This window comes from Vogesella sp. EB (genome assembly GCF_001037925.1).
GTDB lineage: Bacteria > Pseudomonadota > Gammaproteobacteria > Burkholderiales > Chromobacteriaceae > Vogesella > Vogesella indigofera.
In genome coordinates, this window is sequence record NZ_LFDT01000009.1 from 55,944 (window position 1) to 71,474 (window position 15,531).

The 15,531-nt window shown below is 63.9% G+C and carries 10 protein-coding genes and 1 pseudogene; 7 read left to right on the forward strand and 4 right to left on the reverse strand.

The genetic code is table 11. From position 1 onward, the window contains the following. Positions 1–39: 39 nt before the first annotated feature. Entirely contained in the window at positions 40–2,583 is a 2,544-nt protein-coding gene (gene mutS / locus ACG97_RS07460) for a DNA mismatch repair protein MutS (RefSeq protein ID WP_047966719.1), read from the forward strand. A gap of 112 nt (positions 2,584–2,695) precedes the next feature. Continuing rightward, positions 2,696–3,127: a hypothetical protein gene (locus ACG97_RS07465; RefSeq protein WP_047966786.1), complete on the forward strand. Its 432-nt coding sequence runs from the start codon at positions 2,696–2,698 to the stop codon at positions 3,125–3,127. Positions 3,128–3,190: 63 nt separating this feature from the next. On the opposite strand, the gene aceK is transcribed toward ACG97_RS07465, so the two are convergent. Both aceK and ACG97_RS07475 read right to left on the reverse strand, forming a co-directional pair. After that, the gene (aceK, locus tag ACG97_RS07470; protein ID WP_047966720.1) at positions 3,191–4,972 is read right to left on the reverse strand and encodes a bifunctional isocitrate dehydrogenase kinase/phosphatase; all 1,782 of its coding nucleotides are present in this window, start codon (positions 4,970–4,972) and stop codon (positions 3,191–3,193) included. Positions 4,973–5,230: 258 nt separating this feature from the next. Beyond that, positions 5,231–5,749 (reverse strand): annotated as a pseudogene (locus ACG97_RS07475) (pseudouridine synthase); the annotation flags it as partial. 479 nt (positions 5,750–6,228) lie between these two features. On the opposite strand from ACG97_RS07475, the gene ACG97_RS07480 reads away from it, so the two are divergent. Together ACG97_RS07480 and icd are read left to right on the forward strand one after the other, a co-directional pair. Beyond that, positions 6,229–8,466 (forward strand): NADP-dependent isocitrate dehydrogenase, encoded by a 2,238-nt coding sequence (locus ACG97_RS07480; RefSeq protein WP_047966722.1) that lies wholly within the window; start codon positions 6,229–6,231, stop codon positions 8,464–8,466. Positions 8,467–8,770: 304 nt separating this feature from the next. Continuing rightward, positions 8,771–10,015: an NADP-dependent isocitrate dehydrogenase gene (icd, locus tag ACG97_RS07485; protein ID WP_047966723.1), complete on the forward strand. Its 1,245-nt coding sequence runs from the start codon at positions 8,771–8,773 to the stop codon at positions 10,013–10,015. Positions 10,016–10,238: 223 nt separating this feature from the next. Here the strand turns inward: icd and ACG97_RS07490 are convergent, their stop codons facing one another. Further along, positions 10,239–11,126 carry a LysR family transcriptional regulator gene (locus ACG97_RS07490; protein ID WP_047966724.1) on the reverse strand — a complete coding sequence of 296 codons (888 nt, stop codon included), beginning with the start codon at positions 11,124–11,126 and terminating at the stop codon, positions 10,239–10,241. A 94-nt stretch (positions 11,127–11,220) separates the two neighbouring features. On the opposite strand from ACG97_RS07490, the gene mdtH reads away from it, so the two are divergent. Further along, complete coding sequence (mdtH, locus tag ACG97_RS07495) at positions 11,221–12,447, forward strand: multidrug efflux MFS transporter MdtH (protein ID WP_082133685.1); 1,227 nt, start codon at positions 11,221–11,223, stop codon at positions 12,445–12,447. A 65-nt stretch (positions 12,448–12,512) separates the two neighbouring features. Here mdtH and ACG97_RS07500 read toward each other — a convergent pair whose 3' ends face one another. Continuing rightward, positions 12,513–12,716 (reverse strand): cold-shock protein, encoded by a 204-nt coding sequence (locus ACG97_RS07500; RefSeq protein ID WP_047966725.1) that lies wholly within the window; start codon positions 12,714–12,716, stop codon positions 12,513–12,515. A 229-nt stretch (positions 12,717–12,945) separates the two neighbouring features. Here ACG97_RS07500 and clpS point away from each other — a divergent pair, with 229 nt between their 5' ends. Next, a complete protein-coding gene (gene clpS, locus ACG97_RS07505; protein ID WP_047966726.1) occupies positions 12,946–13,254 on the forward strand; it encodes an ATP-dependent Clp protease adapter ClpS in 309 nt (102 codons plus the stop codon). After that, positions 13,254–15,530: an ATP-dependent Clp protease ATP-binding subunit ClpA gene (gene clpA, locus ACG97_RS07510; RefSeq protein WP_047966727.1), complete on the forward strand. Its 2,277-nt coding sequence runs from the start codon at positions 13,254–13,256 to the stop codon at positions 15,528–15,530. Before clpS ends, clpA begins: the two co-directional genes overlap by 1 nt. Position 15,531 lies beyond the last annotated feature (1 nt).

Below are 15,531 nucleotides of genomic sequence, written 5' to 3' on the forward strand. Positions count from 1 at the left end.
CTATTGCGGCCAACCTTTTTACCTCCGACGGACAGCCTGATGACCACACCCCAGCACACGCCGATGATGCAGCAGTACCTCGCCCTGAAACGCGAACACGCCGACAAGCTGCTGTTCTACCGCATGGGCGACTTCTACGAGCTGTTCTACGACGACGCCGAGAAGGCATCGCGGCTGCTGGACATCACCCTCACCGCGCGCGGCGCCAGCGGCGGCAACCCGATCCGCATGGCGGGCATCCCCTACCACGCCGCCGAAGGCTATCTCGCGCGGCTGGTGAAGATGGGCGAGTCGGTGGCCATTGCCGAACAGATCGGCGACCCGGCGACCAGCAAGGGCCCGGTGGAGCGCAAGGTGGTACGTATCGTCACGCCGGGGACGCTGACCGACGCCGCGCTCCTGGACGACAAGCGTGACAACCTGGTGCTGGCCGTCAATATGCACAAGGGCGTGCTGGGTCTGGCCTGGCTGTCGCTGGCCAGCGGCGAATTCAAGGTGATGCAGACCGGCGTCGAGGAGCTCGCCAGCGAACTGGAGCGGCTGAAGCCGGCCGAGCTGGTGATCCCCGACGACACCGGTCTCGCGGCCTTCGACGCCATCACCATGCCAAAGAAAAAGCTGCCGCCGTGGCAGTTCGATAGCGAGTCGTCCACGCTGGCGCTGACCCGCCACTTCGGCACCCGCGACCTGGCCGGCTTCGGCGCCGACACCCTGCCGGTGGCGGTGGGTGCCGCCGGCGCCTTGCTTGAGTACGTGAAGTCGACGCAAGGGGTGAACCCGGCGCACATCGCGCAGCTGGCGGTGGAAGACGCCGGCGAGCTGATCCGCATGGACGCCGCCACCCGCCGCAATCTGGAACTGACCGAAACCATCCGTGGCGAACCGTCGCCGACGCTGGCGTCGCTGCTGGATGGCTGCGCCACCAGCATGGGCAGCCGCCTGCTGCGCCACTGGCTGCACCACCCGATCCGCCGCCACGACAAGCTGGCGCGCCGCCTGCAGGCGGTGCGCGCGCTGCTAACCCGCCACGGCGACATCCACGCCCAGCTGCGCGAGGTGGCCGACATCGAGCGCATCACCGCGCGCATCGCGCTGCGTTCGGCGCGGCCGCGCGACCTCGCTGCGCTGCGCGATTCGCTGAACGCGCTCCGCGGCGCCAAAACCTTGGCCGCCAGCCTGGACGCGCCGCTGCTGGCCGAGCTGGCGACGCTGCTGCCGGACAATTCGCCGGTGGAAAGCCTGCTGCGCGCCGCCATCCTGCCGGAGCCGGCCACTTTCCTGCGCGACGGCGGCGTGATCAACCACGGCCTCAATGCCGACCTCGACGAGCTTCGCGCGATCCAGAACGACTGCGGCGACTTCCTGCTTCAGCTGGAGGCGCGCGAGAAGGAGCGCACCGGCATCAGCACGCTGAAGGTGGAATTCAACCGCGTGCACGGCTTCTACATCGAGGTGTCGAAGGCGCAGTCGGTGAACGTGCCGGAAGACTACCGCCGCCGCCAGACGCTGAAGAACGCCGAGCGCTACATCACGCCGGAGCTGAAAACCTTCGAGGACAAGGCGCTGTCGGCGCAGGACAAGTCGCTGGCACTGGAAAAACAGCTGTATGAGCTAGTGCTGGACCAGCTGGCGCCCCACATCAGCGAGCTGAAGCTGATCGCGCAGGCGGTGGCCGGTCTGGACGTGCTGGCCGCGTTTGCCGAGCGCGCCGCCAACCACAACTACGTGGAGCCGCAGTTCGTGGCGGAGACCCGGCTGGACATCGTTGCCGGCCGCCACCCGGTGGTGGAGGCGGAGGTGGAGCGCTTCATCGCCAACGACACCAGGTTGGCCGCAGAACGCAAGCTGCTCTTGATCACCGGCCCGAACATGGGCGGTAAGTCGACCTATATGCGGCAGAACGCGCTGATCACGCTGATGGCGCACATCGGCAGCTTCGTGCCGGCCGACGCCGCCACCATCGGCCAGATCGACCGCATCTTCACCCGCATCGGCGCCAGCGACGATCTCGCCGGCGGCCGCTCGACCTTCATGGTGGAGATGACCGAGACCGCCAACATCCTCAACAACGCGACCGACAAGTCGCTGGTGCTGATGGACGAGGTTGGCCGCGGCACGTCCACCTTCGACGGCCTGGCGCTGGCGTGGGCGATCGCCAAGGCGCTGATCGAGAAGAACCGCGCCTACACCCTGTTCGCCACCCACTACTTCGAGCTGACCAGCCTCGCCGCCAGCTACAACACGGTGGCCAACGTGCACCTGTCGGCGGTGGAGCACAAGGACCGCATCGTGTTCCTGCACCACGTCGAGGACGGCCCGGCCAGCCAGAGCTACGGCCTGGCGGTGGCGCAGCTGGCCGGCGTGCCGCCGAAGGTGATCCGCGAGGCGAAACGCTATCTCACCGAGCTGGAAAACCAGTCCGCCGCCAGCCAGCAGCCGGACCTGTTCAGCACCCCGCGCGTGGTGGAAGTGGAGGCCGAGCCGCACCCGGCGCTGGAGCGGCTGCGCGATATCGACAGCGACAGCCTGACGCCGCGGCAGGCGCTGGAGCTGCTGTACGAATTGCAAAAAATGACAAAATAAAGACAGGCGTTCTGCATACGGTTGCCTACAATACAAACACGAATCTGCCGCAAACACAGTGCAGATAAGTGAGCACCCGATCAACGCTGTCCCACTGGAGGAACCCCATATCATGCATGCAGAAGGTTACGCCGTTACATCCGCTCTAGCCCGCCTGTTCGGTACGGCCAACGGTGGCGAAGCCCTCCCTCTTTCAGGCATCCGCGAGCGCGCGATGCGGGAGTTGTCGCAATTCTCCGCCATTGTGCGTGAAGAGCTTGCCAGCCTGAATATTTCCATCCCACCGGCAATCAGCCTGGTCAGTTGTTCCGATTGCCAGCTCAGTCTGGAAAGCGAACACCCGCAGCGGGACCGCATTCTGGCGTGGCTGGACGGCAATGACCGCGTTGCCAAATATTTCAAGGAAGTTGAAGTGTTGTTCGAGGTGGTACGCGCCACCGAAAACCTGGGTGTCACTTTTGCGGAGGACAGCTGTTTTCATATCGGCCTGACCAGCGCGGGCCCGATCGCCTACTTCCAGGACCACCAGTGCACGCCACAATAGGCACGGGGTCACCACCACACCGGGAGCGCTGAACTCCCGGTTTTTTATGCCCGTCTCCGGCCGCTACGACGCGCCGGCATCCTGCCGCCGCAGCCGGGCGGCGTAGCGGTGGCAGAAGCGCAGCTCCACCGGGTAGGGATAGAAGTCCTCGATATAGCCATCGCGGATGCGCTGCTGCTTGTGCTGCCAGAAGCCGGCGTCCAGCAGCTCGCGGTGGTACTGCAGAAATACCCGCCGCACCAGCGGATCGCCCAGCAGGAAGGTGCCGAACTCCTCCGGGAACACGTCGTTACGCGCCACCGGATACCACACCTCGCCGGACAGCTCCATTTCCGGGTTCGGCGCCGGCGGAATGCGGCGGAAGTGGCAGTCGGTCATGTACTCGATTTCGTCGTAGTCGTAGAAGATCACCCGCCCGTAACGGGTGACGCCGAAGTTCTTGAAGAGCATGTCGCCGGGGAAGATGTTGGCCGCCGCCAGATCGCGGATCGCGTCGCCGTACTCGCGCACCACGCGCTCTTTTTCCGCCGTGTCGCTGTTCATCAGGTACAGGTTCAGCGGCTTCATGCGCCGCTCGATGTACAGGTGCTTGATCACCAGCGTGTCCGGACCTTCCTCGATGCTGCTGGTGGCCAGCCGGCGCAATTCGTCCAGCAGCTCGTCGCTGAAGCGCGCCTTGGGAAACGCGACGTTGGAGAACTCCAGCGTATCGGCCATGCGGCCAACGCGGTCGTGGCGCTTCACCAGCTGGTACTTGGCCTTCACCGTGGCACGGTCCACTTCCTTCGGCCCGCCGAACACGTCCTTGATCAGCTTGAACACGTAGGGGTAGGACGGCAGGGTGAACACCAGCATCACCAGGCCGCGGATGCCCGGCGCCACCGTGAACTGATCGTTGGAGTGCTGCAGGTGCTGCATGAAGTCGCGGTAGAAGGTGTTCTTGCCCTGCTTCTGCAGCCCGAGCATGGTGTACAGCTCGGCCTTGGTCTTGGTCGGCAGCATCGAGCGCAAAAACTGCACGTAGCCGGACGGCACTTCCATGTCGGCCATGAAGTAGGCGCGGCTGAAGGAGAACAGCACGCCGATGCGCCACGGCTCCAGCAGCACGGTGTCCAGGTACAGGCAGCCGTCGGCGTCGTGCAGTACCGGCACGGCAAACGGGTAGACCTGGCCGCCATTCACCACCTTGCCGAAGATGTAGGCGGTCTTGTTGCGGTAGAAGGCGCTGGACAGCAGCTGGATCTGCAGGTTGGCCTCGGCCTGCGGCCAACCTTGCGCGAAGTAATCGTCCACCGCGCGGATCACCCACGCCAGGTCGCGCGACAGGTTGGCAAACGGCCGCCGCCAGCCGAAATCGGCCACGATCTGGCGCAGCGTGTGGCGCAAGCCGCGCTGCTTGGGGTAGTAACTGCGGTAGGACGGCGGGTCGGACTCGATGTACTCGGTGGAGATCGCCGGGCGGATGAAGATGAAATCGTTGTTGAAGTAGTCGCGGTGCAGGATGCGGGTGAACACCGAGTTGAAGAAGGTCTCCGCCAGCTCCGGCTGCTTATGGTTGGTCAACAGGCCGATGAAGTACAGCTTGGCCTGCTGCCAGATTTCGTCGTCCAGCAGGTCGGCGTGAAACTGGTGCTGCAGGCGCTGCACCGTCTCGTGCACGCGCTCGTCGTAGAACTGGATGCGGTCACGCACCAGCCGCTGCACCCCCTGCCACGCGGCGTCCTCGAACAGCTGCTTGGCCTGCTGGCTGACCTCGCGAAACAGCTGGTAGTGGCGGTTGAAGCCGTCCACCAGCGCCTGCGCAATCTCGCGCGCCACCGGGTTGTAGTACTCGGGAATCTGCATCGTGGCACCTCGCTGGCGCCGACTGTCCGGCGCAGAGGAATGACTGTGGCGGCCTTACTTCTTCTTGGCGAAGCGGAAGCGCGGCGCCGGTGCGGACGCGGCCTGCGGCGCGGCGGGCTGCGTTCTGCTCTGGTTCGCGGCGTTCTTGCCCGCGGAATTTTTGCTCACGCCATCCCTGCGCGCCGGGGCCGGCCCGGCCGGCTTTGTCGGTCGCGTGCGTGGCAAGTCGGCAAGCGACACCTCGATACTGCGCAGCATGCCCGGCTGCAGCTCGTCCAGCCGCCACGGCCCGATCGCCACCCGCACCAGACGCAGCGTCGGCAGGCCGACCTTGGCCGTCATGCGCCGCACCTGGCGGTTCTTGCCTTCGCTGATGATGATCTCCAGCCAGGTATCCGGCACCGTCTTGCGAAAGCGCACCGGCGGCTTGCGCTCCCACAGTGCCGGCGCTTCCGGCAGCACGCGCACTTCGGCCGGCTGGGTAATGAAATCGCCAAGATCGACCCCGGCGCGCAGCGCGGCCAGCTTGTCCTCGTCCGGCCGCCCCTCCACCTGCACCCAGTAGGTCTTCGGCAGTTTCCAGCGCGGATCGCTGATGCGGTGCTGCAGCTCGCCGTCGCCGGTGAGCAGCAGCAGCCCTTCGCTGTCGGTATCCAGCCTCCCGGCCGGGTAGATGCCGGGCTGGGCGACGCAGGACTTGAGTGTGGGATGCAAGGGGTGCTCGGAAAACTGGCAAATCACGCCGTAGGGCTTGTTGAGCAAGAAGAGTTGGGACATGTCCGCGCCGCCGGTATTAAGCAATGGCCCGGATGATAACAAGGCTGGTCGCCTATAGTCACATGCGCGTTGCCGCCGGCAGCCGCGGCCAACCTTGTGCCCTGCGCGGCAATTCAAACATTCGTTTTAGAAAACGGCGACACCATAGCAGATATAGCGCTTCGGAATAGGCGGCGCCCGGCGTAGCCGCGGCGCAACACAATTCACATTCGAACAAGCGTTCACCGGAAAAACGACGCCAAAGTTCGAATGTGCGTCGAACAGCAGGGCGCGGACGGAGTATAATTCGCATCTGAAAAGTCGCCCGAGAGTCACCGGGCATCACCGTTCCGGGCGCCGCTGGCACCTGACGAACCAAGAGCCGGCCTTTCACAGCCTTTCCCCGCGTCGACACGGGTTGTCGTCCAGCACCGCAAGCCCCCGTGCCATCGCCCCGTGCCATCGTTTAGTCGTCACAAAATAATCATGGAGATAGAGTAATGCCTTCGGAACAACCGACCATCATCTACACCCTCACCGACGAAGCGCCCGCGCTGGCAACCAACGCCTTCCTGCCGATCATCCAGACCTTTACCGGCGCCGCCGGCATCCATATCGACACCGCCGACATTTCGGTCGCGGCGCGCGTGCTGGCCGAATTCCCCGATTACCTGAGCGATGCCCAGAAGGTGCCTGACACCCTGGCCGCACTGGGCCGCCTGACGCAGGACCCGGACGCCAACATCATCAAGCTGCCGAACATCAGCGCCTCCGTCGGCCAGCTGCAGGCCTGCATCAAGGAACTGCAAGCCAAGGGCTACGCGGTGCCGGACTACCCGGAAAACCCGACCACCGACGAAGAAAAAGCGATCAAGGCGCGTTACAGCAAGTGCCTGGGCTCCGCCGTGAACCCGGTGCTGCGTGAAGGCAACTCCGACCGCCGCGCACCGAAAGCGGTGAAAGAATACGCGCGCAAGCACCCGCACAGCATGGCCGAGTGGAGCCAGGCATCGCGCACCCACGTCTCGCACATGCACCACGGCGACTTCTACCACGGCGAAAAATCCATGACCCTGGACCGCGCCCGTGACGTGAAGATGGAGCTGGTGACCAAGAGCGGCCAGACCATCGTGCTGAAGCCGAAGGTATCGCTGCTGGAAGGCGAGATCATCGACAGCATGTTCATGAGCAAGAAGGCGCTGTGCGAGTTCTACGAGAAGGAAATCGAAGACGCGCACAAGACCGGCGTGATGTTCTCGCTGCACGTGAAGGCCACCATGATGAAGGTGTCGCACCCGATCGTGTTCGGTCACTGCGTGAAGATCTTCTACAAGGACGCGTTCGCCAAGCACGGCGCGCTGTTCGACGAGCTGGGCGTCAACGTCAACAACGGCATGGCCAACCTGTACGACAAGATCGCCACCCTGCCGCAATCGAAACAGGACGAGATCAAGCGCGACCTGCACGCCTGCCACGAATACCGTCCGGAACTGGCGATGGTGGATTCCGCCAAGGGCATCACCAACTTCCACTCGCCGAACGACATCATCGTCGACGCCTCGATGCCGGCCATGATCCGCAACGGCGGCAAGATGTGGGGCGCCGATGGCCGCCTGAAGGACGTGAAAGCGGTGATGCCGGAATCGACCTTCGCCCGCATCTACCAGGAGATGATCAACTTCTGCAAATGGCATGGCAACTTCGATCCGAAGACCATGGGCACGGTGCCGAACGTTGGCCTGATGGCACAAAAAGCCGAAGAGTACGGCTCGCACGACAAGACCTTTGAGATCTCCGAAGACGGCATCGCCAACATCGTCGATCTGGCGACCGGCGAAGTTCTGCTGAGCCAGAACGTGGAGCAAGGCGACATCTGGCGCATGTGCCAGGTCAAGGACGCCCCGATCCGCGACTGGGTCAAGCTGGCAGTCACCCGTGCCCGCAACTCCGGCATGCCGGCGATCTTCTGGCTGGACCCGTACCGTCCGCACGAGAACGAGCTGATCAAGAAGGTGAAGCTGTACCTGAAGGATCACGACACCACCGGCCTGCACATCGAGTGCATGTCGCAGGTGCGCGCGATGCGCTACACGCTGGAACGCGTGATCCGCGGGCTGGACACCATCTCGGTGACCGGCAACATCCTGCGCGACTACCTGACCGACCTGTTCCCGATCATGGAACTGGGCACCAGCGCCAAGATGCTGTCCATCGTGCCGCTGATGGCAGGTGGCGGCATGTACGAGACCGGCGCCGGCGGCTCGGCACCGAAGCACGTGCAGCAGCTGGTGGAAGAAAACCACCTGCGCTGGGATTCGCTGGGCGAGTTCCTGGCGCTGGCGGTATCGCTGGAAGACCTCGGCCTGAAGACCGGCAACGACAAGGCCAAGATCCTGGCCAAGACGCTGGACGCCGCCACCGGCAAGCTGCTGGACAACAGCAAGGGTCCGTCGCCGAAGACCGGCGAGCTGGACAACCGTGGCAGCCAGTTCTACCTCGCCATGTACTGGGCGCAGGAACTGGCCGCGCAGAGCGAGGACGCCACACTGGCGGCCCAGTTCGCGCCATTGGCCAAGACGCTGAGCGAGAGCGAGCAGCAGATCGTTGACGAGCTGAAAGCGGTACAGGGCAAGCCGGTGGACATCGGTGGCTACTACCTGGCCGATGCCGCCAAGTGCCAGGCGGTAATGCGCCCGAGCGCTACCTTCAACGCCGCGCTGGCGACAGCGCGCAGCTAAGCCGCAAGCAAGGGCAGCGCGGCCAGACCGCACTGCCAGCACCCGACAACGCCAGGGCCTCGCCCTGGCGTTTTTTCTTGCCGTCGATGACCGCTTGCGGTCGATCATGTTCCACCAAGCACGTGCTCGGCTACAATGCAACGGCGTGGCACGGCCGCAAACACCGATACCGCTGCGGCCAACCTTGAGCTAACAATAACAAACGGCAGCCCTCGGTCACGCAGGGTGCGACAGGCCAGGGACGGCAACGCGGATTGCCACGACACAGGTCAACACAGATGGAGTCCACAAAGGAGAGGTATTGATGAGCGCATCCCATATCACGGTTCCGGCCGGCGGACAGAAGATCATCCCGGGCCAGCCGATTCCGAACCACCCGATCATCCCATTCATCGAAGGCGACGGCATCGGCATCGACATCACCCCGGTGATGATCAAGGTCATTGATGCCGCGGTGGCCAAGGCCTACGGCGGCGACAAGAAAATCCACTGGATGGAAGTCTATGCCGGCGAGAAGTCGACCCGTCTGTACGGCCCGGACGAATGGCTGCCGAAGGAAACCTTCGATGCGCTGAAGGAATACGCGGTGTCGATCAAGGGCCCGATGACCACCCCGGTCGGCGGCGGCATCCGCTCACTGAACGTGGCACTGCGCCAGGAACTGGACCTGTACCAGTGCGTGCGCCCGGTGCAGTACTTCAACGGCGTGCCATCGCCACTGAAGCACCCGGAACTGGTCAACATGGTGATCTTCCGCGAGAACACCGAGGACATCTACGCCGGTATCGAATGGGCGGCCGAATCCGAGGGCGCCAAGAAGATCATCGAATTCCTGCAGCAGGAAATGGGCGTCAGGAAGATCCGCTTCCCGGACAGCTCCGGCATCGGCATCAAGCCGATCTCGATCGAGGGCACCACCCGCCTGGTACGCGCCGCGCTGAAGTACGTGATCGCCAACGACCGCCAGTCGCTGACCATCGTGCACAAGGGCAACATCATGAAGTTCACCGAGGGCCTGTTCCGCGACGTCGCCTACAAGGTGGCGCAGGAAGAGTTCGGCGCCCAGGCGATCGACGGCGGCCCGTGGTGCCAGTTCAAGAACCCGCTCACCGGGCGCGAGATCATCGTCAAGGACGCCATCGCCGACGCCTTCCTGCAGCAGATCCTGCTGCGTCCGGCCGAATACGACACCATCGTCACCACCAACCTCAACGGCGACTACATCTCCGACGCGCTGGCGGCGCAGGTCGGCGGCATCGGCATCGCACCGGGTGCCAACATCTCCGACCACTACGCCTGCTTCGAGGCCACCCACGGCACCGCGCCGAAGTACGCCGGCCTCGACAAGGTGAACCCGGGTTCGCTGATCCTGTCCGCCGAGATGATGCTGCGCCACCTGGGCTGGAAGGAAGCCGCCGACCTGGTGATCAAGGCCATGGAAGCCGCCATTGCCGACAAGCAGGTGACCTACGACTTCGCGCGGCTGATGGACGGCGCCACCGAGGTGTCGTGCTCCGCCTTCGGCGATGCGATGATCGCGCGCATGTAAGAACCTGTTCAAAGTCTCGCGCGCTCACGCGAGACAAGGCAACAATGGCTGAGGAAGCGGCGTTGAGCTGGATAAAATCTGCATGCCGAAGTCGTTTTTAACGCCGTATCGCCCCATTGAGATCAATCGCAGCAGACATTGAACAGGTTCTAAGCCTCGCCGCTCGTTCGACCCGGCCCGCCACGGCGGGCCTGTTGCGTTGCGGCCAACCTTGGCCGCAACGCTAGCGCCACTCGCCGGCCAACGCGCGCACGGTGTCCAGCACCTGCTGCAACGGCGCATCCGCGCGCTTGCCGGTGCGCCACGCCATCATCACCTCCCACTCCCACAGCGGCAGGTCGCTCAGCGCCAGCTTCACCAGCCGGCCGTCGCGCAGGTCGCGCCGCACCGCCACCTCCGGCATGAAGGTGAGGAAGCCGTGCTCCATCGCCAGCTCGCGCGCAGCCACCGCCGGCTGCACCGCGTGGATCGGGCCGGCCACCCGCCGCACGGCGCGGATCAGCGCCAGCAGCTCGTCGCAGCCCTCGCCCCAGTACTGCGGCGCCAGCCGCTCGTTGGCGATGTCGGCCAGCTGCAGGCTGCCGGCGCTGGCCAGCGGGTGACGGTTGTGCACCACCGCCACCATCGGCGAGCGCCAGATGCGCTCCATCTGGATACCGGCCATCGGCGGGCAGCGCAGCACGAAGCCGACCTGCGCCTGCCCGGTCAGCAAGCGTTCCATGATCGCCGGCGAATGATCGGTACTGCAGCGGATCTCCAGCGCGGCGTCGGCCAGCGCCAGCAGCACCGGGCCGAAGATCACCGACGACAGCGACGGCAGGCTGGCCAGCGTCAGCCGTGGCAGCGCCGGCTCGCGCTGCAGTGCCTCCCGCCCGCGTTGCAGCGCAGCCAGTGCCTGCTGCGCCGCCGGCAGGAAGGCCTCGCACGCCGGCGTCGGCAAGGCGCCGCGCCGATGGCGGCGAAACAGCTGTGCGCCGACCTCGGCCTCCAGCAGCGCCACGCGCTGGCTCACCTGCGGCTGCGACCAGCCACGCCGCGCCGCCGCCTGGCTGAAACTGCCGCAGGCCACGATATCGAGCAGCAACTGCAGGTCATCCATCGCAATAGACATAAGCAATCCGGATAGCAAATATTGCAAGTTAATGGCTTCAATAATAACTGAAGCGCGCGGAAAATGCCGTTATCAACCCCGAAGAAAGCCTATCATGTCCAGCCCGGAACAAGCCCGCCGTTACGGCCGATGGTTCATCATGACCGACAACCTGCTGGTGGTGATGGGCTTCTTCATCGTCTTTCCGCTGATCAGCCTGCACTTTGTCGACCGGCTCGGCTGGGCCGCCACGCTGGTCGGGGTGGCGCTGGCCATCCGCCAGCTGCTGCAGCAGGGCCTGGGCCTGCTCGGTGGCACGCTGGCCGACCGCTACGGCGCCAAGCCGCTGATCGTCAGCGGCATGCTGCTGCGCGCCGCCGGCTTCGCGATGATGGCCAACGCCAGCTCGCCGTGGTGGCTGATCGCCTCCTGCGTGTTCTCCGGGCTGGGCGGCACGCTGTTCGATCCGCCGCGCTCGGCGCTGATCGTGAAGCTGACCCGGCCGCACGAGCGCAACCGCTTCTACACCCTGCTGATGATGCAGGACAGCGCCGGCGCGGTGATCGGCGCCCTGCTCGGCTCCTGGCTGCTGCACTATGACTTCTGGTGGGTCGGCATGAGCGGCTGTGCCATCTTCCTGCTGGCGGCGCTGGTCAACGCGCTGCTGTTGCCGCCCTACCGCGTGGCCAGCAAACGCGCGCCACCGTTGGCCGCCGCGCGCACCGTGCTGCGCGATCGCGCCTATATGCGCTTCGTGCTGATCCTCAGCGGCTACTACGCGCTGGGGGTACAGATCATGCTGCTGGTGCCGGTCACCCTCAAGCAGCTGGCCGGCACCGCCGCCGCCGTCGGCTGGATGTACACGCTGGAGACGCTGCTGTCGCTGAGCCTGCTGTACCCGCTGGCGCGGCTGGGTGAACGCTATCTGTCGCTGGAGGCGCGCATTCTGGCCGGCATCCTGCTGATGAGCAGCAGCCTGCTCCTGATGAGCCAGATCCAGTCCTGGCAACCCGCCTTCGTCATCCTGGGGCTGTTCTATCTCGGCACCATCATCACCGAGCCGCCACGCGAGGCGCGCATCGCCGGCTTCGCCAGGGCCGAGGCCCGCGCCAGCTATATGGGCATGAGCCGCATGGGGCTGGCGCTGGGCGGCGCCAGCGGCTATGTCGGCGGCGGCTGGCTGCTGGACATCGCCCGCCAGCTGCAGCAGCCCGGCTTGCCGTGGCTGGTGCTCGGCCTCGTCGGCTACCTGACCTGCCTGCTGCTGCACCGCCAGTTCCGCACCGACCGCGGCGCCGAGCAGCAGCGGCGCTGGTGGCTGGCAGCACAGCCCACACACTGAGGCCGCACCATGCAAAAACCCCCGCCAGCTGAGCTGGCGGGGGTTTTGCGTCAGACGCGGCTAAATCAGGCAGCCTGGATGTTCGACGCCTGGTTGCCTTTCGGGCCCTGGACGATGTCGAAAGATACACGCTGACCTTCGGTCAGGGTTTTGAAACCTTGCATATTGATCGCGGAGAAGTGCGCGAACAGGTCGTCACCACCACCATCAGGAGTGATGAAACCGAAACCTTTAGCGTCGTTAAACCATTTAACAATACCAGTTGCCATCTGTAACTATCCTTACATGCATAATGAAAACAGGCTGCAGCAGCCTGACAATTCGAGCCTACAAGCATGCAAAGGACAACCTTATGCAAACTGGTAAGCCAACTTACAGTTCGTTTTTACGCCAGCCGTACTAAGACGTCAAGCGACAAGCACAATACCATGCGTTACTCTTGAAAAAAAAGCACCGCGAACCAAACTTCAAGCAAGCATGAATTAGTAGAAAGCCCACATGTCTACGCAGTATCAGGATGACACGACGCTCAAGGCGTCTCGCAGCAAGACGGCCCCGCCCCCCCTGTACAAGGTCTTGCTGCTGAACGACGACTTTACCCCGATGGATTTTGTGGTCGCCGTGTTGCAGCAGTTTTTTTACATGGACGAGACCAAGGCAACACGCGTCATGTTGCAGGTACATACAGAAGGCAAAGGCGTTTGCGGTGTTTATACTAAAGATGTCGCCGCGACCAAAGTTGAACAAGTTTCGCAGCACGCACGGGCGCACCAGCAACCGCTGCAGTGTGTCATGGAGGAAAACTGATGATTGCCCAAGAACTGGAAGTAAGCCTGCACATGGCGTTTATGGAGGCACGGCGCAAGCGGCATGAACTCATCAGCGTTGAGCATCTGCTGCTGGCGATGACAGACAATCCGTCTGCTGCCGAAGTGTTGCGCGCTTGTGGCGCCAATATCGAACAGCTGAAGAAACAGCTGGGCGATTTCATCGACGAACACACCCCGATCGTCCCGGGTGACAACGAAGTGGAAACCCAGCCCACGCTCGGCTTCCAGCGCGTGATCCAGCGCGCCATCCTGCACGTGCAGTCCTCCGGCAAGAAAGAAGTCACCGGCGCCAACATTCTGGTGGCGATCTTCGGCGAAAAGGATTCCCATGCCGTGTACTACCTGCACCAGCAGGGAACCTCACGCCTGGATGTGGTCAACTTCATCTCGCACGGCATCACCAAGCAAAGCCCGAAAGCCAGCGGCGCCGGTAGCAGCGAGCACAGCGAAAACAATGATGCCGACCAGGAAGAAACCGCGGCCAACCCTGGCCGGGCGCTGGAGAGCTATACCCAGAACCTGAACCAGCTGGCCCGCGACGGCAAGATCGATCCGCTGATCGGCCGGGCCAGCGAAGTCGAGCGCGTGATCCAGATCCTGTGCCGCCGCCGCAAGAACAACCCGCTGCTGGTCGGCGAGGCGGGGGTCGGCAAGACCGCCATCGCCGAAGGCCTGGCGCGACGTATCGTCGGCGGCGACGTACCGGAAGTGCTGGCCACCGCAACCGTCTACTCGCTGGACATGGGCGCCCTGCTCGCCGGCACCAAGTATCGCGGCGACTTCGAGCAGCGCCTGAAGCAGGTGATCAAGCAGTTGTCGGAAGACAAGGGCGCGATCCTGTTCATTGACGAGATCCACACCCTGATCGGTGCCGGCTCCGCCTCCGGCGGCACGCTGGACGCGTCCAACCTGCTAAAGCCGGCACTGTCCAACGGCAGCCTGCGCTGCATCGGCGCCACCACCTATACCGAGTTCCGCGGCATCTTCGAGAAGGACAGCGCGCTGTCGCGCCGTTTCCAGAAGATCGACGTGGTGGAACCGACGGTGGAACAGACCGTGGAGATCCTCAAGGGGCTGAAGAGCCGCTTTGAAGAGCACCACGGCGTGAAGTACACCGTGTCGGCACTGACCACCGCCGCCGAGCTGTCCGCACGTTATATCAACGACCGTCACCTGCCGGACAAGGCGATCGATGTGATCGACGAAGCCGGCGCCGCGCAGAAGATCCTGCCGAAGTCGCGCCAGAAGAAGGTGATCAACAAGTCCGAGATCGAGGAAATCATCGCCAAGATTGCGCGCATTCCACCGAAGACCATCTCCAGCGATGACCGCAACGTGCTGAAAAACCTCGACCGCGACCTGAAGAACGTGGTGTTCGGCCAAGAGAAAGCAATCGATGCGCTGACCAGCGCCATCAAGATGGCACGCTCCGGCCTCGGCAACCCGCAGAAGCCGATCGGCTCCTTCCTGTTCTCCGGCCCCACCGGCGTCGGCAAGACCGAGGTGGCGAAGCAGCTGGCCTACTTCCTCGGCGTCGAGCTGATCCGCTTCGACATGTCGGAATACATGGAGCGCCACGCGGTATCGCGCCTGATCGGTGCGCCACCGGGCTATGTCGGCTTCGAACAGGGCGGACTGCTGACCGAGGCCATCAACAAGCAACCGTACGCGGTGCTACTGCTGGACGAAATCGAGAAGGCGCATCCGGACATCTTCAACGTGCTGCTGCAGGTGATGGACCACGGCAAGCTGACCGACAACAACGGGCGCAAGGCCGACTTCCGCAACGTGGTGATCATCATGACCACCAACGCCGGTGCCGAAGCGCTGGCCAAGCCGAGCATCGGTTTCACCAACAGCAAGCAGGCCGGCGATGAAATGGCGGACATCAAGCGCCTGTTCAGCCCGGAATTCCGCAACCGGCTGGATGCCACCATCCCGTTCCGCATGCTGGACGAGCAGATCATCCTGCAGGTGGTGGACAAGTTCCTGATGCAGCTGGAGCAGCAGCTGAACGAGAAGAAAGTGGAAGTCCACTTCTCCGACGAGCTGCGTGCCTACCTGGCGAAGAAGGGTTTCGATCCGCTGATGGGTGCCCGCCCGATGGCGCGCCTGATCCAGGACATGATCCGCAAAGCGCTGGCCGACGAGCTGCTGTTCGGTCGCCTGGCCAATGGCGGCGAGGTGACGGTGGACATCGACGACGCGGAGAAGATCCAGCTGAGCTTCGAGGAAACCGCCGACGTTGCCTGAA

Excerpts from the sequence above, each read along its gene's own strand:
- mutS (WP_047966719.1), top strand. The coding sequence starts at position 40 with ATGACCACACCCCAGCACACGCCGATGATGCAGCAGTACCTCGCCCTG.
- ACG97_RS07465 (WP_047966786.1), top strand. The coding sequence starts at position 2,696 with ATGCATGCAGAAGGTTACGCCGTTACATCCGCTCTAGCCCGCCTGTTC.
- aceK (WP_047966720.1), bottom strand. The coding sequence starts at position 4,972 with ATGCAGATTCCCGAGTACTACAACCCGGTGGCGCGCGAGATTGCGCAG.
- ACG97_RS07480 (WP_047966722.1), top strand. The coding sequence starts at position 6,229 with ATGCCTTCGGAACAACCGACCATCATCTACACCCTCACCGACGAAGCG.
- icd (WP_047966723.1), top strand. The coding sequence starts at position 8,771 with ATGAGCGCATCCCATATCACGGTTCCGGCCGGCGGACAGAAGATCATC.
- ACG97_RS07490 (WP_047966724.1), bottom strand. The coding sequence starts at position 11,126 with ATGTCTATTGCGATGGATGACCTGCAGTTGCTGCTCGATATCGTGGCC.
- mdtH (WP_082133685.1), top strand. The coding sequence starts at position 11,221 with ATGTCCAGCCCGGAACAAGCCCGCCGTTACGGCCGATGGTTCATCATG.
- ACG97_RS07500 (WP_047966725.1), bottom strand. The coding sequence starts at position 12,716 with ATGGCAACTGGTATTGTTAAATGGTTTAACGACGCTAAAGGTTTCGGT.
- clpS (WP_047966726.1), top strand. The coding sequence starts at position 12,946 with ATGTCTACGCAGTATCAGGATGACACGACGCTCAAGGCGTCTCGCAGC.
- clpA (WP_047966727.1), top strand. The coding sequence starts at position 13,254 with ATGATTGCCCAAGAACTGGAAGTAAGCCTGCACATGGCGTTTATGGAG.